The 18579-nt window shown below is 71.9% G+C and carries 17 protein-coding genes and 1 pseudogene; 7 read left to right on the top strand and 11 right to left on the bottom strand.

What is annotated here, in order from left to right; all coding sequences use genetic code 11:
- The first annotated feature begins 39 nt into the window (after window positions 1-39).
- The 5 genes from ACFO0C_RS29680 to ACFO0C_RS29660 all read left to right on the top strand — a co-directional run bounded on the left by ACFO0C_RS29680 (window position 40) and on the right by ACFO0C_RS29660 (window position 6191).
- Window positions 40-1614, top strand: a complete 1575-nt coding sequence (locus ACFO0C_RS29680) for an FAD-dependent oxidoreductase (protein ID WP_378070017.1) — start codon at window positions 40-42, stop codon at window positions 1612-1614.
- Window positions 1615-1704: 90 nt separating this feature from the next.
- On the top strand, window positions 1705-3009 hold the full coding sequence (locus ACFO0C_RS29675; RefSeq protein WP_378070016.1) for a hypothetical protein: 1305 nt from the start codon (window positions 1705-1707) through the stop codon (window positions 3007-3009).
- Between the two features lie 92 nt (window positions 3010-3101).
- Entirely contained in the window at window positions 3102-4082 is a 981-nt protein-coding gene (locus ACFO0C_RS29670; RefSeq protein WP_378070015.1) for a glutamate ABC transporter substrate-binding protein, read from the top strand.
- Window positions 4083-4157: 75 nt separating this feature from the next.
- On the top strand, window positions 4158-4682 hold the full coding sequence (locus ACFO0C_RS29665) for an NfeD family protein (RefSeq protein WP_378070014.1): 525 nt from the start codon (window positions 4158-4160) through the stop codon (window positions 4680-4682).
- Complete coding sequence (locus ACFO0C_RS29660; protein WP_378070013.1) at window positions 4683-6191, top strand: flotillin family protein; 1509 nt, start codon at window positions 4683-4685, stop codon at window positions 6189-6191. It abuts the gene before it with no gap.
- 6 nt (window positions 6192-6197) lie between these two features.
- Here the strand turns inward: ACFO0C_RS29660 and ACFO0C_RS29655 are convergent, their stop codons facing one another.
- From ACFO0C_RS29655 to ACFO0C_RS29630, 6 genes and pseudogenes are all read right to left on the bottom strand, one after another.
- Complete coding sequence (locus ACFO0C_RS29655; protein WP_378070012.1) at window positions 6198-6758, bottom strand: hypothetical protein; 561 nt, start codon at window positions 6756-6758, stop codon at window positions 6198-6200.
- A gap of 3 nt (window positions 6759-6761) precedes the next feature.
- A complete protein-coding gene (locus ACFO0C_RS29650; RefSeq protein WP_378070011.1) occupies window positions 6762-7901 on the bottom strand; it encodes a lipid-transfer protein in 1140 nt (379 codons plus the stop codon).
- The gene (locus ACFO0C_RS29645; RefSeq protein WP_378070488.1) at window positions 7898-8293 is read right to left on the bottom strand and encodes an acyl dehydratase; all 396 of its coding nucleotides are present in this window, start codon (window positions 8291-8293) and stop codon (window positions 7898-7900) included. Before ACFO0C_RS29645 ends, ACFO0C_RS29650 begins: the two co-directional genes overlap by 4 nt.
- A gap of 6 nt (window positions 8294-8299) precedes the next feature.
- Window positions 8300-9142, bottom strand: a pseudogene (locus ACFO0C_RS29640) (bifunctional MaoC family dehydratase N-terminal/OB-fold nucleic acid binding domain-containing protein); the annotation flags it as partial.
- Window positions 9143-9149: 7 nt separating this feature from the next.
- Window positions 9150-10292 (bottom strand): acyl-CoA dehydrogenase family protein, encoded by a 1143-nt coding sequence (locus tag ACFO0C_RS29635; protein ID WP_378070010.1) that lies wholly within the window; start codon window positions 10290-10292, stop codon window positions 9150-9152.
- On the bottom strand, window positions 10277-11317 hold the full coding sequence (locus ACFO0C_RS29630; protein ID WP_378070487.1) for an acyl-CoA dehydrogenase family protein: 1041 nt from the start codon (window positions 11315-11317) through the stop codon (window positions 10277-10279). The genes ACFO0C_RS29635 and ACFO0C_RS29630 overlap by 16 nt, the downstream gene beginning before the upstream one ends.
- A gap of 94 nt (window positions 11318-11411) precedes the next feature.
- Here ACFO0C_RS29630 and kstR point away from each other — a divergent pair, with 94 nt between their 5' ends.
- A complete protein-coding gene (gene kstR / locus ACFO0C_RS29625; protein ID WP_378070009.1) occupies window positions 11412-12059 on the top strand; it encodes a cholesterol catabolism transcriptional regulator KstR in 648 nt (215 codons plus the stop codon).
- 44 nt (window positions 12060-12103) lie between these two features.
- Here the strand turns inward: kstR and ACFO0C_RS29620 are convergent, their stop codons facing one another.
- Window positions 12104-12535: a type II toxin-antitoxin system Rv0910 family toxin gene (locus ACFO0C_RS29620; RefSeq protein ID WP_378070008.1), complete on the bottom strand. Its 432-nt coding sequence runs from the start codon at window positions 12533-12535 to the stop codon at window positions 12104-12106.
- A 28-nt stretch (window positions 12536-12563) separates the two neighbouring features.
- Window positions 12564-14204: a 3-oxosteroid 1-dehydrogenase gene (gene kstD / locus ACFO0C_RS29615; RefSeq protein WP_378070007.1), complete on the bottom strand. Its 1641-nt coding sequence runs from the start codon at window positions 14202-14204 to the stop codon at window positions 12564-12566.
- A 110-nt stretch (window positions 14205-14314) separates the two neighbouring features.
- Between kstD and ACFO0C_RS29610 the strand changes: the two genes are divergently transcribed.
- Window positions 14315-14971, top strand: coding sequence for a PaaI family thioesterase (locus ACFO0C_RS29610; protein WP_378070006.1), 657 nt, complete (start codon window positions 14315-14317; stop codon window positions 14969-14971).
- 38 nt (window positions 14972-15009) lie between these two features.
- On the opposite strand, the gene ACFO0C_RS29605 is transcribed toward ACFO0C_RS29610, so the two are convergent.
- From ACFO0C_RS29605 to ACFO0C_RS29595, 3 genes are all read right to left on the bottom strand, one after another.
- The gene (locus tag ACFO0C_RS29605; protein WP_378070005.1) at window positions 15010-16191 is read right to left on the bottom strand and encodes a hypothetical protein; all 1182 of its coding nucleotides are present in this window, start codon (window positions 16189-16191) and stop codon (window positions 15010-15012) included.
- A gap of 71 nt (window positions 16192-16262) precedes the next feature.
- Window positions 16263-17291, bottom strand: coding sequence for a pectinesterase family protein (locus tag ACFO0C_RS29600; RefSeq protein ID WP_378070004.1), 1029 nt, complete (start codon window positions 17289-17291; stop codon window positions 16263-16265).
- Window positions 17292-17420: 129 nt separating this feature from the next.
- The gene (locus ACFO0C_RS29595) at window positions 17421-18572 is read right to left on the bottom strand and encodes a branched-chain amino acid ABC transporter substrate-binding protein (protein ID WP_378070003.1); all 1152 of its coding nucleotides are present in this window, start codon (window positions 18570-18572) and stop codon (window positions 17421-17423) included.
- Window positions 18573-18579: the final 7 nt, after the last annotated feature.

The raw sequence follows: 18579 nt of genomic DNA, 5'->3' as shown, positions 1-18579 counted from the left end.
ATGGCGTCGACGACCGGATAACTATAACCTGTTCTAGTGATGCGCGAAGAGGAATTCGACGTCGTCGTGGTGGGGAGCGGCGCGGCCGGGATGACCGCCGCGCTCACCGCCGCGCACCACGATCTCAGTGTTGTCGTGCTGGACGGTGCCGAGGTGTACGGCGGCTCGACCGCCCGCTCCGGCGGAGGACTGTGGCTCCCTGGACCGGAGGCGGCCACTTACCTGAAACACGTTGCAGGTGATGAGGTGCCCGCTGATCGGCGGGATGCGCTGCTGGCGCACGGCCCGGCGGTGCTGTCGTTCGTCACCGGGCACACCCCGCTGGAGTTCGCCCGGGTGCCGGGCTATCCCGACTACCACCCGGAGGCCCCGGGCGGGCTGGCCGAGGGCCGCACGCTGGAGCCGCGCCCGCTGGACGTCCGCCGGGTCGCCGAGGACCTCGACCGGCTCGCCCCGCCCTATCGCGCGGCACCGAACGGGATGGCGGTGACCGCCGTCGACTACCGGTGGCTGTCGCTCGGGCTGCGGCACCCGCGGTCGGCGCTGACCGCGGCCAGGCTGGCGGCGGGCCGGTTCCGGGGGCGGCGGCTCACGATGGGGCAGGCGCTGGCCGCCGGGCTGCGGGCCGGGTTGCGGTCGGCGGGGGTGCCGGTCCGGTTGGGCACGCCGATGACCGCCCTGCACGTCACCGACGGCCGGGCCACCGGTGTCGTCACCGCGGAGTGCCTGTTCCGGGCGCGGCGCGGGGTGGTGCTGGCGTGCGGCGGGTTCGACCACAACGAGCGGATGCGCCGTGCGTACCAGGACCTCGGTACCGCGTGGACGGTCGGAGCGGCCGGCAACACCGGTCTGGGCATCGAGGAGGGGCAACGGCTGGGCGCGGCCCTGGATCTGATGGACGAGGCGTGGTGGGGGCCGTCGCTACCGCTGACCGGTGGGGCGTATTTCTGCCTGGCCGAGCGCAATCTGCCAGGCAGCCTGGTCGTCGACGGGACCGGGCGGCGGTTCGTCAACGAGGCCGCCCCCTACGTCGACGTGGTGCACACCATGCTGGGGCGCACCGGGTCGGGCACGCATCTGCCGGCCTGGCTGGTGACCGATCGCTCCTACCGGGACCGGTACCTGTTCGCCGGGCGGGCGCCGCGGGCCCCGCTGCCCCGGCGCTGGTTCGACGCCGGGATCGCGCACCGGGCCGGCACCCTCGACGAGCTGGCCGGGCGGATCGGCGTGCCGGCCGGGGCGCTGCACGGGACGGTGCGGCGGTTCAACGGGTTCGCGGCGAGCGGGCGGGACGAGGACTTCGGGCGGGGCGACTCGGCGTACGACAGGTACTACGGCGACCCGCGGCAGCGTCCGAACCCGTGCCTGGGCCCGCTGCTGAAGCCGCCGTTCCTGGCGTTCTCCCTGGTACCGGGCGATCTGGGGACCAAGGGTGGGTTGCGCACCGACGAGCGGGCCCGGGTGCTGCGCGACGACGGCACACCGATCCCGGGCCTGTACGCGGCCGGCAACACGAGCGCCTCGGTGATGGGCCGCGGCTACGCCGGGGCGGGCGCGACCCTGGGCCCGGCGATGACGTTCGGCTACCTGGCGGCCCTGGACCTGGCCGCCTAGTGGGAGAACACCGGGGGTGTGGACGCGGTTCCCTACCGTGGCGGTGTCGCCGTATCGTGGCCGTCCCACATGGATCACCGGGGAGTGTGTGTGCCGACCCAACTCGCGCCCGCAAGACGTTCGGCACCACTGACCAGCGGCCGATTGCCCACGCCGCGTCTCTACTGGCTGGTCGCCGCCGGGCTGGTGGTGCTGGCGCTGGCCACCGGCACGGCGGCGGTGGCCGATGTGCGGCAACGCGACACGCTGCTCACCGACATCTCCGAGGTCAAGGCACCGATCAGTGTCGACGCGCAGACCCTGTACCGATCGCTGGCCGACGCCGACGCCACGGCCGCGACCGCCTTCCTGTCCACCGGCGGTGAGTCGGCCGAGTTGCGGGGCCGGTTCCTGGACGACCTCGCGCAGGCCAGTGCGGCGCTGACGATCGCGCTGCGGGACGCCGACGACGACGAGACGGCCCGGCTGCGGGTGGTCGCCGAGCAGCTGCCGGTCTACACCGGACTGGTCGAGACGGCCCGCTCGAACCAGCGGCTCGGTGTCCCGCTGGGTGGCGCCTACCTGCGGGAGGCGTCGGGGCTGATGCAGCAGACGATCCTGCCGGCCGCCGCCGGGGTGTTCGACAGCACCCATCAGCGGCTGGTCGGCGAGCAGGAGGCGGCCGACGGCCTGCCCTGGCTGACCGTGCTGTTCGCGCTGCTGCTGGCCGGGGCCCTGGTCGCCGCGCAGATGCTGGTGGCCCGCCGGAGCCGGCGCACGTTCAACGTGGGCCTGGTGGCGGCGAGCCTGGTCGCGGTGTCGGCACTGCTCTGGTCGGCGACCGCGATCAACTCCTCGACCGGGCGGCTCGTCACCGGGCAGGGCAGCCCGGCGGAGCAGGTGGCGGTGCTGGCCAACGCCGGGCGCGCGGCGCTGCAGGCGCGGGCCAACGAGTCGCTGACGCTGGTCGCCCGCGGCGGCGGTGCCACGTTCGACAAGCAGTTCACCGCCCAGCTGGACGAGCTGATCGGTTTCGACGGCAAGGGCGGGCTGCTGCAGGAGGCACTGGCGATGGCCGACGACGTCGACCGGCCCGCCATCACGCAGGCCCGGGACGAGGCGAACCGCTGGCGCGCGCTGCATCTCGCGGTGCGGGAGGCGGACAACGGCGGCGACTGGAACAAGGCGGTCGAGCTGGCGACGGCCACCGGTGAGGAGGCGCTGCCGGCGGCGTTCACGCGGCTGGACAAAGCGCTGAGCGAAGCGCTGACCGCCAACAACCGGGAGCTGGACGAGCAGGCCGAGGGCGCGGCGGGCGCACTGACCGGGCTGACGGCGGGATTCGTGCTGCTCACCGCCGGGCTGGTGGTCGCCGTCGGACTGGGTTTCCGTCCCCGGATCGGGGAGTACCGATGAAGGCCGCCGACCGGGCAGTTCCGATGAAGGCCGCGGATCGCGGAGTACCGATGAAGGCCGCGGATCGCGGAGTACCGGTGAGGACGAGGACCATGACGAAGACGACGGTCGCCGCTGCGCTGCTCCTGGTCGTGACGGTCGCCGCCGGGTGCGGCACGCCCGACGAGCAGCCCCGGCCGGTGGCGGCGCGCGCGACGGCAGTGGTGCCGCGGCCGCTGAACGTGCAGGACCCGGCCGAGATCCCGACCCCCGCGGCGGCGCCGACCTGCAATCCACGGGCCAGCCTGCGGCCGCCGGCGTCGATGCCGAAACCGGGGGCGATGCCCGGGAAGAGCACGATGGCGGAGATCGCGCAGCGCGGCCGGCTGGTCGTCGGTATCGACCAGAACGCGTACCTCTTCGGGTTCCGTGATCCGGGGACGGGTGAGCTGGTCGGCTTCGAGATCGACTTCGCGCGGGAGATCGCGCGGGCGATCTTCGGCGACCCCACGAAGGTGCAGTTCCGGGCGATCACCACGGCGGAGCGGATCCCGATGCTGCAGCAGAAGCAGGTCGACCTGGTCATCCGGACCATGTCGATGACCTGTGAGCGCTGGGAGCAGGTCCTGTTCTCCAGCGAGTACATCCCGTCCCGCCAGCGGCTGCTCGTGCGCAAGGCCGACGGGGTGAAGGACTTCCCCGACCTGGCCGGGAAGAAGGTGTGCGCGACCCGGGGCAGCACCAGCATCGTGACGATCGCCGAGCAGCCGTACCGGCTGGTCCCGGTGAGCACCGACAGCACCCTGGACTGCCTGGTGCTGCTCCAGCAGGGGCAGGTGGACGCGGTGTCGACGATCGACATCCTGCTCGCCGGACTGGCCGCACAGGACCCGACGACCGAGGTGACCGGGAAGCCGGTGTCCGACGAGCCGGCCGGGATCGGCATCCCCAGAGGGCACGACGACATGGCCCGGTTCGTCAACGGGGTGCTGGAGCGGATGCGGTCCGACGGCACCTGGACGCGCATCTACGACACCTGGCTGAAGGAACGGCTGGGCCCGGCGAATCCACCGGCACCGGTCTACCGGGATTGACGACAGCGCTGGTAGACCGCCTGGTCTACCCTGACGCAGCCGGTCGATGACCGGCCCGGAACTGAAGAGGGTGACGTGCTGACCGCGACCGTGGTGTTCCTGGTGATCGGTGGCGTGGCCGTGGCGGTCCTGGCTCTGGCGCTGATCGGCGGCGAGCTCCTGCACCTCGGCCATCCGGAGGCGGGCGGGCCGGTGTCGACCGAGGTGGCGGCCGGTTTCATCGGGGCGTTCGGGTTCGCCGGTGCCGCCGCGGCCGAGCTGCTCGCCGCCCGTACCCCCGCAATGATCGTCGCCGCGGCGGCTGTCGGCGCGCTGGCCGCCGTGCCCGCCGCCTGGATCGCGTGGCGCCTGTCGCGTGCGGCGCGGAACATGCGCACCGACGCGACACCGCAGAGGCAGCATCTGGTCGGTTCGATCGGCGTGGTCGTCACGCCGGTGCCGGCCGGTTCGGGTTACGGCGAGGTGCGGATCCGGCTGGGCGGACAGCCGGTGAAACTCAACGCGCGCGCCGACCGGGCCATCCCCGCCGGGGCACAGATCTTCGTGATCGAGGCACCCAGCGATACCAGTGTCGTAGTGGAAGAAACCGGGAAGGTCTGAATGTCTGGATTGTTGATCGCGATCGGTGGCGGCGTGCTGCTGGTCGTGCTGCTCGTCGTTTTCGTCCTCTCGCGGATCAAGGTGGCCGGGCCGAACGAGGCGTTCATCATCACCGGCCGCAAGGGCAAGACGACCCAGGGTCTGGACGGCAGCAGCAGCACCGACATGTCGGGGCAGAAGGTCGTCATGGGTGCGTCGGTGTTCGTGCTGCCGGTCGTGCAGAAGCTCCAGTCGCTGGACCTGTCGAGCCGGCGGATCGACGTCGGCATCAAGGGCGCGGTGTCCAAGCAGGGCATCCGCGCCGAGCTGCACGGTGTGGCGATCGTGAAGGTCGGCGGCACCGAGGACGCGATCCGCGCGGCCGCCCAGCGGTTCCTGCACCAGCAGTCGGAGATCGAGGACTTCACCCGGGAGGTCCTGGCCGGCGCGCTGCGGTCGATCGTCGGCCGGCTCACCATCGAGGAGATCATCCGGGACCGGGCGGCGTTCGCCAGCGCGGTCGCGGAGGAGGCCGAGCACTCGATGACCAACCAGGGTCTGGTGCTCGACACGTTCCAGCTGCAGGACATCCTGGCCGAGGGGTCGTACCTGCAGGATCTGGGCCGTCCGGAGGCGGCACGTGTGCTCAAGGACGCGGCCATCGCCGAGGCCCGGGCACGGCAGGCCGCCGAGCAGGAGCGGCTGCTGGCCGAGGAGGCGATCGCCGAGGCGAACCGGAACCTGGCGCTGAAGCAGGCCGGGATCCAGGCCGAGATCGACGCGGCGAAGGCCCAGTCGGCGGCGGCCGGTCCGCTGGCGCAGGCCGAGCGGGACCAGAAGATCCTGGCCGAGCAGCAGAAGGTGGCCGAGCAGAACGCCGAACTCAAGCAGCGTCAGCTGGACACCGAGGTGCGCAAGCCGGCGGACGCGGCCCGGTACCGGGTGGAGCAGGAGGCCGAGGCGGCCCGTAGCGCCGCGGTTCTGCACGCCGACGCACAGCGGCAGGCCACCATCGCCGGCGCGCAGGCGCAGGCCGAGCAGGCCCGTCTGACCGGTGAGGGCGAGCGGGCCCGGCGTGCCGCGCTGGCCGAGGCGCACGCGATCGAGGGCGCCAAGGAGGGTGAGGCGGAGCAGCGGCGCCGTACCGCCATCGCCGAGGCGATCGAGCGGGAGGGCTCGGCCGAGGCCGCGGCGATCCTCGCGAAGGGCCAGGCCGAGGCGGAGGCGATGGCCAGGAAGGCCGAGGCGTTCGCGGCGTACGGCGACGCGGCCGTCATCGACCTGCTGGTGAAGGTGCTGCCGCAGGTCGTCGAGGCGGCCAGTGCCCCGCTCGGCAACGTCGACAAGCTGACCGTCATCTCGACCGACGGCGCGACGTCGCTGACCAAGTCGGTGGCCGGCAACGTGGCGCAGGGTCTGCAGATCGGCACCGACCTGACCGGTATCGACCTGACCGGGCTGCTGGCCCGGCTGGGCGGCACCAAGGTCAACGGCGAGCACCCGGTCGTCGAGGGCAAGACGAAGGACTGAGTCCGGTCACCCGGCCGGCAGACACTTGCCGGCCGGGTCGTTCTCCAGCCGGAGCTGGGTGAAGTCGGTGCCGACGAGGGTGAAGGCGAACGTGAGCCGGTCCTTCCGGCAGGTGCCGTGGTCGTCGATGGCGTGCCCGTTGGCCTTGATGATGATCTCCCGTGACGCCACCTCCAGTCCGGTGACCCACGGGCGGCGCAGCTCGGCTGTCGGGCTGCTGAGCAGTGGCTGATCGATCCGCCAGGGCCGCCGCGCCGGGGACGAGCCGTCGAAGACCTCGACTGTCGAGTTGTCGCAGGCACGGACTACGAGCGCGTCGGCGATGCCGTCTCCGGTGATGTCGGCGGTCACCACCTGCTGGATGGTCGGTTCCTTCGTCTTGTCCTCGCACGGCAGGACGAAGGTGTCCCAGTCGGCGTCCTTGCCGGCGCTCGCCAGGTTGCCGGCCGGCCCTTCCGCCTCCGGCAACGCGGATGTCGATGACGCTGACGGAGTGGGAGCCGGCTCGGCCTCGTGGGAGGTGCAGCCGGCGAGCAGGATCAGCGCCATAAATAGGACAAACCTCATGAATCATAGACTAGGGGCGAGGACCAGTCCGCTCGTCGGAACGCCGGTTCCCGCGGTGACCAGCACCGGGCCGTCACCGGGCACCTGATTGGCCGCGGTGCCGCGGATCTGCCGGACCGCCTCGGTGACGCCGTTCATGCCGTGGATGTAGGCCTCCCCCAGCTGCCCGCCGTGCGGGTTCACCGGCAGCCGCCCGCCGAGCTCGATCCCGCCGTCGGCGATCAGGTGCCGGGCCTCACCCCGGCCACAGAAACCCAGCTCCTCCAACTGCAGGAGGACGTACGGGGTGAAGTGGTCGTACAACACGGCGGTCCGGATGTCGTCAGGCCGGTAGCCGGAGCGCTGCCACAGCTGCCGGGCCACCACCCCCATCTCCGGCAGGGCACCCATCTGCGGGCGGTAGTAGCTGGTCATCACATACTGACCCGGCCCGCTCCCCTGCGCCGACGCGGCCACCACCGCGGGCGGCCGGGCCAGATCACGGGCCCGCTCCAGCGACGTGACGACCACGGCGACCGCGCCGTCGCTCTCCTGACAGCAGTCGAGCAGCCGCAACGGTTCGGCGATCCACCGGGACGCGCGGTGGTCGTCGAGGGTGATCGGGCGGCCGTGGAACCACGCGTGCGGGTTGGTCGCGGCATGCCGGCGGGCCGCGACCGACACCCGGCCGAAGTCGTCGGGGCTCGCGCCCGAGTCGTGCAGGTAGCGCTGGGCCACCATGGCGACCTGCGCGGCCGGGGTGGCCAGGCCCATCGGCGCGTGCCAGGCCGTGTCGGGGTCGGGGGACGCGTGGGCCTGACCGAAACGGCGGCCGGAGCGCTCGTTGAGGGCGCGGTAGCAGACCACCACGTCGGCGAGGCCCGCGTCGACGGCGAGGACCGCCTGTTGCACGACCGCGCACGCGGCGCCTCCGCCGTACCCGATCCGGGTCAGGAACGTCAGCTCGCGGATGCCGAGCTCCCGCGCGACGGCGATCTCGCTGTTGTTGTCCATCGTGAAGGTGACCAGCCCGGAGACGTCGGCGGGGCGCAGGCCGGCGTCGTCGAGGGCGGCCCGGATGGCCTCGACGGCGAGGCGGAGCTCGCTGCGGCCGGAATCCTTGGAGAACTCGGTGGCCCCGATCCCGGCGATCGCGGCGGTCACGAGGCCACCGCGCCGTTCCCGGAGAGGCGCGCGCCGTCGAGCGGCCCCAGCTCCACGGATCCGGTGACGTGCACACCGTTCGCGGTCCGGCCGGTCACGTCGACCCGTTCGCCGAACACCTGGCCGGTGAAGGTCAGGGTGTCGTAGGCGAGGCACGGCGTACCCAATCGGATCCTGATGCCTTTGATCTTGATCGCCGGGCCGAGACGGTCGGTGACGAAGCGCTGGACCAGGCCGGTGGTGGTCAGGATGTTGACGAAGATGTCGGTGCCGCCGAGGCGGACGGCGGCGTCGCGGTCGTGGTGGACGTTCTGGAAGTCGCGGGTCGCCAGTGCCGTGCTGACGATCAGAGTGGGGGTGACGTGCAGTTCCCACGGGCCGAGGGTGGGCACGTCGGGGCGCCAGACCGGCAGGCCGCCGTCGAAGCCGACGCGGACCGGGTCGCCGATCTCCGGTCGCGGGCCGCGGTATTCGGCGACCATCCGGACGCCTTCGGCAAGATCGACCAGCCCGATGATGTACGGGGCCCGCCTCCCGGGTATCGCCGGATGATGATGGACGGTGTAACTGTGCAACGTGCCGACCCCCGGCGAGACGATGTGCTCCTGCTTGAAGGAACCGCAGGCAGGGCAGGCCGGGCCGGGTGGGTGGCGCAGTCGTCCGCATTCGCCGCAGCGTTGCAGGCGCAGTTCTCCGGCGGTGATGCCGTCCCAGAAGAAGGCGCTGTCGGCGGTGATCACCGGGCGGATCGGCTCGGGGCGGGGCGTTTCGGCTCGCGGCTCCGGCCGGTACCGTAATATCCGAAATTTCATCTCAGCGACTGTCTCGTCCCCGACCAGCCACCGGGTCGCGGTGGTGATGAACCAGCCTTCGCCCAGCGCTGTCCGCTTGGGGCCGGTCACCGACTCGAGGCGGCTGCGGACGGTAACCTGTTCTCCGACCCGGAGACAGCGGTGATACGTCTGGTCGGAGTCCGTGGCCACCACCGCACCAAATCCTGATTTTTCGCATAAATCAGACACTGCTTGGAGTGGGTCGTCGAGTGACGTCGGAGTCAGACCGCGCATCGTCCAGACCTGGATCATCGCGGGCGGCGCGATCGACTCGCTCTCGTAGACCGGATTCGCGTCCCCCATCGCCTCCAGCCAGGACCGGATCATCGGCAGGTTGACCGGATCCCGCCCCGGCTTCGGCGCCGTCTCCCCCGCATCGATCAGCCGCCGGGCCTCTTCCGTGATCATCCGCTACCTACCTCGGCACTCTCGGCAGGCCCAGGCCCGCGCTCGCGATGATCTCCCGCTGGATCTCGTTGACGCCGCCGCCGAACGTCAGGACCAGGTCACGCCGCTCGTGCACGTCGAGCCAGTCGAGCAGTTCCGCCGTCGCCGGATCACCCGGATCACCGTGACGGGCGACCACCTCGGACAGTTCCTGCCCGAGCCGCAGCAGCCGCTCGGACGAGAAGACCTTCGTCGCCGAGGCGTCCGCGGGGCTCGGCGCGTCCCCGGCGACCTGCCAGTTGAGCAGCTCGTTCACGCGGCGTGCGGCGTGCGTGCGGGCCAGGGCGCGGCGGACGTCCGCGTTCTTCTCGACCCCGGCGGCGTACGCCCAATCGCGCACCCGATCGAACAGGGCCCCCATCCGCCCGGCCGGACCGAGCATCACGCGCTCGTGGTTCAGCTGGGTGGTGATGAGCCGCCACCCGTCGCCCTCGCCGCCGACCCGCCGCGCGACCGGCACCCGAACCCCGCTGAGATAGGTCGCGTTGACGTGATGGGTCCCGTCGCAGGTGATGATCGGCGTCCACGAGTACCCCGGATCGCCCGTGTCCACGATCAGGATCGACAGCCCGCGGTGCCGCTGTGCCGACGGGTCGGTCCGGCAGGCCAGCCACAGGAAGTCGGCCTCGTGGGCGCCGGTGGTGAACGTCTTCTGCCCGTCGACCACGTACTCGTCGCCGCGCCGCACCGCCCGGGTCCGCAGCGCGGCGAGATCGGTGCCGGCTTCCGGTTCGGTGTAGCCGATCGCGAAGTGCAGCTCACCGGCCAGGATCCGGGGCAGGAACTCGCGGCGCTGGTCCTCGGACCCGTGCGCCAGCAGTGTCGGCGCGACCGTCTGCAGCGTCACGGCGGGCAGCGGCACGTCGGCACGGGCCGCCTCGTTCACGAAGATCTGCTGCTCGGCCGGGCCGAGGCCGCGTCCGCCGTACTCCTCGGGGAATCCCAGCCCCAGCCACCCGTCGCGGCCGAGGCGGGCCACCAGGTCGCGGAAGGCGGCGCCATGTCTCTCCCGCAGCAGCACGCCTCGCTCCGCGGGCGTCAGGATCATGCGGAGGTACGACCGGAGCTCGTCCCGCAGCCGCCGCTGATCGGCGGTCAGTTCGATGAACACAGGCGCTCCCCCAGGACGGTCAGCCGGTGCTCGCCGCCGCCGAGGAACCGGACCAGGTCCCGGATCAGCGCGGTGTGCCGGTGCAACGGGTAGTCGGCCGACAGCCCGAGGCCGCCGTGCAGGTGGTGACAGGTGCGGGCGGCCGGCGGGGCCTCGGCGGTCAGCCACTGCGCGGCGATGTCGAGGTCGTCGTCGGCGTCGCGGTCGGTGCCGAGCCGCCAGACCGCGCTGGTCACGGCCAGATGCAGGGTGCGGGAGGCCACGTAGACGTCGGCGACCTGCTGCGCGACGGCCTGGAAGGTGGCCAGCGGCTTCCCGAACTGCTCCCGCGTCCGCACATGGCCGGCAGTGAGCGCGAGGGCCCCGGCGAGAGCACCGTCACCGAGCGCACAGGCACCGGCGATCGCGTGCCGGTGCAGGTCGGCGTGGCAGTCCGCACCCGTTGAGGCGGCGCCGCCCGCCGCCGCGCCGCTCACCGCCGCGCCGGGTGCTTCGCCGCCCAGGGGCTCGGCCGGGGCGCGGTTCAGGTACAGGATGCCGTCGGCCAGGGTGGCGCCCGGGGCGGCCGGGTCGACGATCACGACGGCCGGGCCGGCGACCGTCACCAGCAGACGGTCCGCACCGGTCACGCCGGTCTTCACCCCGGTGACGGTCCCGTCTGGGGCGACGGTGGTGCGGGGTGCGGCCGGCAGCGGGTCGCCGGGCTCGGCGACGGCGGCGCCGAGGGTGCGGCCGGTCAGCAGCTCGTCCTGCTGGGTCTCGCTGCCCCAGCGCGCGACGGTGAGCACGCCGAGGGCGAGGTGGTGCAGCGCCGGGACGTCGATCGCGCGCCGGCCGATCTCGGTCAGCACCAGGGTCGTCTCCAGCGCGCCGAGCCCGGCCCCGCCGAGACGCTCCGGGACGGCGAGGGTGAGGAGCCCGGCCTGGCCCAGGGCGGCCCACGGTTTGTCCGATCCGTCGAGCACCTCGGCCGCCAGACGGGCGATCGCCTCCTGCGTCTCGTCCAGCCGGAAATCCATGAGCAGATTAGAACATGTTTCAGTTTGCGCTCGCCACCACCGGGCGACACAGAGACGCAACGCGACGTTGCTAGGCTTGATTCACCGGGAAGGGGCGACCATGGCTGTCAAAACGGGCACTGCAGCAGCGAGAACGAGTACCACCACGCGCAGCGCTCTCGCGGGCGCTGAGGTCGAGCAGGGTTCGGCGGCGCAGCGCGACCGACGCCGGCGGATCCTCGAGGCGACGCTGGCGCTGGCGTCCAAGGGCGGCTATGACGCGGTGCAGATGCGCACCGTCGCGGAGCGGGCCGGGGTCGCCCTGGGCACGCTCTACCGCTACTTCCCGTCGAAGATCCACCTGCTCGTGTCGGCGCTCGCGTCCGAGTTCGAGTCGATCCAGGAGAAGCTCGGGCGCAAACCCATTCCGGGCGATACGCCGTACGACCGCATGATCTTCGTCCTCGGCCGGATGACGCGGGCCATGCAGCGGGAACCGCTGCTGGCCGAGGCCATGACGCGGGCCTTCATGTTCGCCGACCCGTCGGCGTCCGCCGAGGTCAACGCGGTGGCGCGGCTGATGGAGGAGATGTTCACCCGCGCGATGCACGAGGGCGACGACGTCGAGCCGACGGCCGACGACCGGGCCAAGGCGCGCGTGATCGGCGACGTGTGGCTGTCCAACCTGGTGGCCTGGGTGACCCGCCGGGCCTCGGCCAACGACGTGGTCAACCACCTGGAGCTGGCCACCCGCCTGCTGCTGCACTGATCAATCGCGTGGCGGCCCGGGGCCGCCACGCGATTCGCCGGGGGTCAGGCAACCAGGGCGTTCAGCTTCTCCAGGGCCTGCTTGGCGGCGGGGCCGGCCTGCTTCTCCAGCATGGCGGCCATCGGCCCGTTCAGGGCCGGTCCGGCGAACTCCATCTCGTAGGTGATCTTCGAGCCGGTGCCGTCGGGTTCGATGAGGAAGCGATTCTTGGCCTTGACGCCCATCGGGCCGTCGCCGGCGGTCTCGAAGTGGCGGGGGGCGTCCGCGGTGACGACCTTCCAGGCCATCTCGGCGGGCATGCCCATCAGCTTGACCTTCTGCTTGTACGTGGCCCCCTCGGTCACCGCGGCCGGCAGGTCACCGGTGAATCCCTGGTGCATGCTGTTCCACTCGGGGGTCCGGGGCAGGTCGGTGATGACCTGCCACACCTTGTCGGGCTCGGCCGCTGAGTTCGCCGAGACGCTCACCTTGGGCATGATGACTCCTCCTGTTGAACGGGGACGGTCAGAGGCCGGCGATGTCGAGGCCGGCCAGGTGGCCGAAGGTCATCGCCGGTCCGAGGGTCGATCCGGCACCGGCGTAGCTGTGGCCCATGACGGCGGAGCTGGCGTTGCCGGCCGCGTAGAGCCCGGCGATCACCGTGCCGTCCGGCCGCACGACGCGGGCGCGGGCGTCGGTGACGAGGCCACCCTTGGTGCCCAGGTCACCGGGGACGATCTTGAAGGCGTAGTACGGCGGCAGCCAGATCGGCGCGAGGCAGGGGCTCGGCAGGTTCGTCGGGTCGGCGAAGTAGGCGTCGTAGGCACTGTCGCCACGTCGGAAGTCCGGGTCCCGGCCGGCCCGGGCCTGCCCGTTGAACCGGCTGATCGTGGCGCTCAGGGCCGCCGCCGGCACGCCGATCTTCGCGGCCAGCCCGGCAAGGGTCCAGTCCTTGACCAGGGCGCCCGACGAGTACCAGTCGTCGGGGTAGGGCAGCATCGGGGACAGATCCTTGAACAGGTACCGGTTGCGGTAGTCCTGGTCGGTGATCATCCAGCAGGGGACGTGGCCCTTGGCGTACATGGTGTGCACGACGTCGCTGTAGGGCGCGGCCTCGTTGACGAACCGCCTGCCGGCCTGGTTGACGAAGACGGTGCCGGGCAGCGTCCGCTCGGACAGGCAGAACCACGGTTCGCCGGGCAGCGGGATCATCGGCCCCCACCACGCGTCGTCCATCAGGCCGAGGGCGGCGCCGGCCCGCTCCCCCGCCTCGATGCCGTCGCCGGTGTTGGAGTCGGCACCGATCGTCCAGTCGACCCCGATCGGCTCGGCCTGGTACTGCTTGCGCATCCGCTCGTTGTGCTCGAAGCCGCCGCTGGCGATCACCACCGCGCGGCGGGCCCGGACCAGGGTCTCGGCGCCGTCGTGACGGGCCAGCACTCCGGCCACCCGGCCGTTCTCCACGTGCAGGTCGAGCAGCGGGGTGTCCAGCCAGACCGGCACGCCGGCCGCGATCAGCCCGGCCCGCAGGCCACCGGCGAGCGCCTGGCCCATGGTGATCGGCTTCTGCCCCTGGGCGGCGGCCTGGAGGTAACGCCAGACGATCTCGGTGGCCACGGCCAGGCCGCGCGGGTGGCGGGCGACGAGGGACAGCCATTTGTAGTCGACCGTGTAGACCACGGTCCCGGCCGGGCTGGCCTGGTAGGGGCCGTTGAGGTGGGCCAGCTCGTCACCGAGGATGTTGGCGTCCAGGGCGCGCGGCTCGATCGAGCGGCCGTTGGGCATGCCGCCGGACAGCTCGGGATAGTAGTCGGGATAGCCCTCCATCCACGCGAACCGCAGCGGCGTCCACTTCTGGAGGTAGGTGATGGCGCGTGGGCCGTACGTGAGGAAGGCCTGCCGGCGCGCCGCGGGGACCTCGGGCCCGACCACGGCGGCCAGGTAGGTGTCGGCCTTGGCGTAGGTGTCGGGGACCCCGGCGGCGAGCAGCACGTCGTTGTTGGGCACCCAGATCCCGGAGCCCGAGCGGGCCGCGGATCCACCGTAGACAGACGCTTTTTCGATGAGAACCGTGTTCAGCCCGGAGCGGGCCGTCGTCAGCGCGGCCGTCATGCCGGCGGCGCCGGCACCCACCACGACCACGTCGTACTCCACGGTGACCGCCATGGCATCCCCATCCGCCGTGTCGTTTACCCCTCCGCAATAACTAGAACAGGTTATAGCAGTGTGATGAGATTCACTAGGTCCGATGCCGCCGCGTATAGCAGCCTGTTGCTGTGAGCGAGATCGAGAACGGCCATGGTCTGCAGCACCGCCGGGAGGCCATCACCGGCCTGGGCGACGCGCTGCGCCTGCTGATCGAACAGGCGACGGCGACCGAGGCGCCCACCGCGGAACTGCTCCGGGCGGCCGAGCTGATCCGGCAGGCGGCGGCACCCCTCGGCGAGCGGGTGCGGGGCCGCTTCGAGACCGCGGCCGCCGACGACCTGCTCGGCGGGGTGCGCCTCTACAACCCGGTCACCGGGCTGGGCAGCGCCTTCGCCCCGCCGCTGGAGATCCACCGGGAGGGCGACGTCGCGGTCGGCACGTGCTCGCTGGGCCGGGCCTTCGAGGGGCCGCCGAGTTTCGCGCACGGCGGCGTCAGCGCGATGCTTCTCGACCAGATGCTGGGGTACGCGGTCACCGTCTCGGGCCGGCCCGGCATGACGGTGCAGCTCGACACCGGCTATCGGCAGCCGGTGCCGCTCTACACCCCGCTGCGACTGACCGCCCAGGTGGTCACCGTGGAGAACCGGGTGGTCACCGCGACCGGCACCATCGCCACCGTGGACGATCCCGGCACGATCCTGGTCCGGGCGACCGGCAAGTTCGTGGCGCTGCTGGCCGAGCAGGCGCAACGGCTGTTCGGGCCGGTCACGGGCAGCGACCGCTGACCCCTCGGCAACCAGCCGCCTACTCGGCAACCAGCCGCCTACTCGGCGACCAGCCGCATGAGGTTGTCGTCGTGCACCGTCGCGCCGCCGACCCGGGCCAGGGCCCGTTGACGTAGTTCCGGCGGCAGGCCGGTGCGCTCGGACAGCCACGCCACCCAGGCCGGCAGGAGTGCGAGCAACTCGTCGGCGTCCTCGCGGTACTCGTCGCGGATCTGATGCGACACCGACTCCACCCGGTGCGGTGAGCAGGTGTCGAACAGCGCGGGGGCGAGCGCGGGCCAGGAGTCGAACATGTCCGCGGCCAGCGCCTCCAGGTCGGCCGGCTCGGGGCCTTCGGCACGCTTGCGCCACCACGTCACGAACCGGTCCGGGCCCAGGTCGAGCGCGGTCTCCGGCACGTCCAGCTTCAGCACCGGCGGCAGGTCCCGCAGCACCTCGGCCAGCCGGCGGGAACGGTGGTACTCGGTGAACTGCCCGGCTGACTCCCCGCCCAGCGCCGCGACCTCCTCCGGCGCCGGGAGCAGGTCGGCCAGCAGGCCCGAGTCGTCGACCCGGCGCCACGACGTGCCGCCGGCCGCGAACGCACCGGCCCCGACCTGCCAGGCGGCCAGCGCCTCCTCCGGCGAGGCGTAGAAGCCGGCGTGCACGGTCAGCGGGGCGAAGGCGCAGGCGTCGACGTCCCACAGGTACCAGCGGATCGGGCCCTCCGGCGTCGCGAACGGAGCGGCCACGGCGAAACGGCTGCCGTAGCGGTCCCGGGTCCAGCGGACCTCGCCGGCCAGAATCGGGCCGGGCGGCTCCACACCGGTCCGGTCCACCAGCTGCGACGGCAGGATCGCGGCCAGCGCGGCCAGGACCCGGCGGCTCGGCTCGTCGTCACCGGCCTCGATCAGCGCGTCGGCCAGCGCCGCGACCAGGTGGTCGGGCCCCACGTACTCCTCGACGGGCCGGTCGCCGAGGTCCGCCAGCAGCGGGCCGAGCCGCTCGCACAGTTCGTCCTCGAGTGCGGTGCCGTTCTTCGGTGACGCCGTCAGCTGTGCGGCGAGCTCCACGGCGTACGGCCGGGCCAGCCCGATCCGCTGGGCCTGGCCCTCCGCCCAGCTCGCGGCGACCTCCCGCACCGTCTGCGCCATCCGGACCTGCCGGGTGTGCGCACGACGGCGCTCGGCCCGGACGGCGGTGGCGGACCTGGACTTCTTGCGTTTACGAGAGACCGGCACGGGCCGAGAATATGTGGCCCTCCCGGCCCCGGCCTCCCGTCGTCACCCGCACGGGCGTCTGGGTCCGCTTTCTAACAGCCGTCCGGCCGCCACCCGTCCGAACCGCGCAGGAACGCCTCGAGGGTGCTGGATGCGGCCTGCTCGTCGGTCAGTTGTGGACGGTTCTCCGAGACCAGGGCGCCGGGGCCGTAGTTGCGGTACTCGGCGAACCGGGCCTCCTCCCACGGCCAGGTGCCGAAGTCGCTCCAGGCGACATCGGGGATGTGGGTGCCGATCCACGACTGGCGGATGACCGTCTGGCCGATCGCGTTCGGGTCGTTGCTCGGATGCCACGGGCGGCCGAGGAAGACCGTCCCGGCCGGGGCGTCGGAGGTGAACCGGCAGTGGTCGAAGAGCAACCCGTGCGGGTTGGTGATGTCGGTGCTCGGGGCGGTGACGTACCCGTTCGGGGTGGTCCCCCGGTTCAGCGAATGGATACGGCAGCGGTCGAACACCGCGGTGGCCCGCCCGAAGATGAAGTCGACGTCGCCCTCCACGTAGCAGTCGCGCAGGTAGACCCGGGCGATCACGCCGGCGGCGCTGCTGTTGACGTAGAGGGTGTCCTGATTGGCGAGGAAGCGCACCCGCTCGAAGACGAGCCGGTCGGCGCGGGTCAGCACGGCGACCGCCTGCCGGTTGGTGATCTCCGGGTGCGCCGCCTCGTCGAACAGGTTGGCGAAGGTCAGGTTCGAGGCCCGGAAACCGGCACCGTCCACGGTCACCGACGCGCTGCCCGAGGTGCCCCAGGTGCCGCCGCCCGGCTTGGCGGTGCCGTTGGCCCGGTCGTCGGCGATCACCACGTCCTGCGGGCGGCGGCCCAGGCCGCGCAGCTCGATCAGCGGCTTGCTCGACGGGACGATCACCTGGCCGAGGTAGGTGCCGGGGCGGACCCCGATGACGAACTGCTCGGTCGCCCCGGCGGGTGCGGCGTCGATCGCGGCCTGGATCCCGCTGTGGTCGCCGCTGCCGTCGGCGGCGACGGTCAGATCCGGGCGCCGCCAGCCGGCCGAGGCCGGTGCGGACACCATGCCGGTGGCCACGATGCCGAGGCCGGAGGACATGCCAAGGAAGGTACGCCTACGCATACCACTCTCCTACCTACCGATGGGGATTGCGCTGGGGGAAAGCGCTTTCCTCGCCACCGTAGGCCAGGCATCGAGTAACGTCAACGAAATCTTGCGGGCAGCCCGCTACGACTCCAGGACGAACTTCTTGCCCTCCGCCTTGAGCAGGAGGAACTTCGGGACGGTCCGGGTGCCGTCGTCCTTGAAGACCACCTTCCCGGACAGCCCGAGGTAGTCGGAGTTGGTCAGGGCGGTCCGGATGGCCTGGCGGTCGGTGCTGCCGGCCCGCTTGATCGCGTCGATCGCCAGCATCACGGCATCGTAGGACTCGGCGGTCGACGGCCCGGGCGCCGTGCCGTAGACGGCCTCGTACCGCCGCGACCAGTCCCGCAACTCGGGCATGAACTCGGGAACGAGCATCGCGGTCCCGTACACGTCGCGGCTCTCGGTCGCGGAGAGGTCGGCGAGCAGCGGCCCGTCGGTGGCGCCGTCCCCGACGACGACCTTGCCGGCGTAGCCCTCGGCTCGCAGGTCCTTGATCAGCTGGTTGGCCTCACCGTAGTAGCCGGTGTAGTAGACGACGTCGGCCTTGCCGGCGATGATCGAGAGCGCGGTCCGGCGGTAGTCGGCGGCGCCCTGGCTCAGTTTCAGCTCGCTCACCACCTTGAGCGCGCCGGTCTTCTGCGCCCGCGCGACCGTGGAGTCGGCCAGGGTGACCGGGAAGCTGGTGCCGTCGTGGACCACCGACAGCCGTTTCCCGCCGATCTTCTTCATCCAGTCGACGGCGAACTCGGCCTCGGCACCGACCGTGCCGCAGATCAGGAACACCGTGTCGTAGCCGGGTTCGAGCAGGTCCGTCGAGTTGGCCAGCGCGATGATCATCGGGATGCCGGCGTCGTTGAAGATCTTCAGGGTGGGCACCATGGCGCTGCTGCAGTAGCCGCCGACGAAAGCCGCGATGTCCTTCTTGATCACGGCCTGGGCCGCGGTGACCGCCGTTCCGGGATCGCAGGCGTCGTCCTCGGCGACCAGCTCCACCTGCCGGCCGAGCACCCCGCCGGCGGCGTTGGTCTCGCTCACCGCGAGTTCGGCGGCGTGCAGCATCGCCTCACCGGAATAGCTGTTGCGGCCGCTGATCGGCATGAGACCGCCGATCCGGATGGGGTCGGCCACCGCGGACGTGGCCGTCTGCGGGGCGTCCTCCTCCTCGCCGCAGGCGGACAACCCGGCCAGCAGGAGGACGGCGGTCAGGGCGGCGGTGACTCTGGGGCCAGGCACGAGCGAC

This window comes from Actinoplanes subglobosus (assembly GCF_042650585.1).
Classification (GTDB): Bacteria; Actinomycetota; Actinomycetes; order Mycobacteriales; family Micromonosporaceae; genus Actinoplanes; species Actinoplanes subglobosus.
The sequence above is the reverse complement of the archived record's forward strand: the minus strand, read 5'-3'. Positions and strand labels throughout refer to the sequence as shown.

Excerpts from the sequence above, each read along its gene's own strand:
- ACFO0C_RS29680 (WP_378070017.1), top strand. The coding sequence starts at position 40 with ATGCGCGAAGAGGAATTCGACGTCGTCGTGGTGGGGAGCGGCGCGGCC.
- ACFO0C_RS29670 (WP_378070015.1), top strand. The coding sequence starts at position 3,102 with ATGACGAAGACGACGGTCGCCGCTGCGCTGCTCCTGGTCGTGACGGTC.
- ACFO0C_RS29660 (WP_378070013.1), top strand. The coding sequence starts at position 4,683 with ATGTCTGGATTGTTGATCGCGATCGGTGGCGGCGTGCTGCTGGTCGTG.
- ACFO0C_RS29655 (WP_378070012.1), bottom strand. The coding sequence starts at position 6,758 with ATGAGGTTTGTCCTATTTATGGCGCTGATCCTGCTCGCCGGCTGCACC.
- kstR (WP_378070009.1), top strand. The coding sequence starts at position 11,412 with ATGGCTGTCAAAACGGGCACTGCAGCAGCGAGAACGAGTACCACCACG.
- ACFO0C_RS29620 (WP_378070008.1), bottom strand. The coding sequence starts at position 12,535 with ATGCCCAAGGTGAGCGTCTCGGCGAACTCAGCGGCCGAGCCCGACAAG.
- kstD (WP_378070007.1), bottom strand. The coding sequence starts at position 14,204 with ATGGCGGTCACCGTGGAGTACGACGTGGTCGTGGTGGGTGCCGGCGCC.
- ACFO0C_RS29600 (WP_378070004.1), bottom strand. The coding sequence starts at position 17,291 with ATGTCCTCCGGCCTCGGCATCGTGGCCACCGGCATGGTGTCCGCACCG.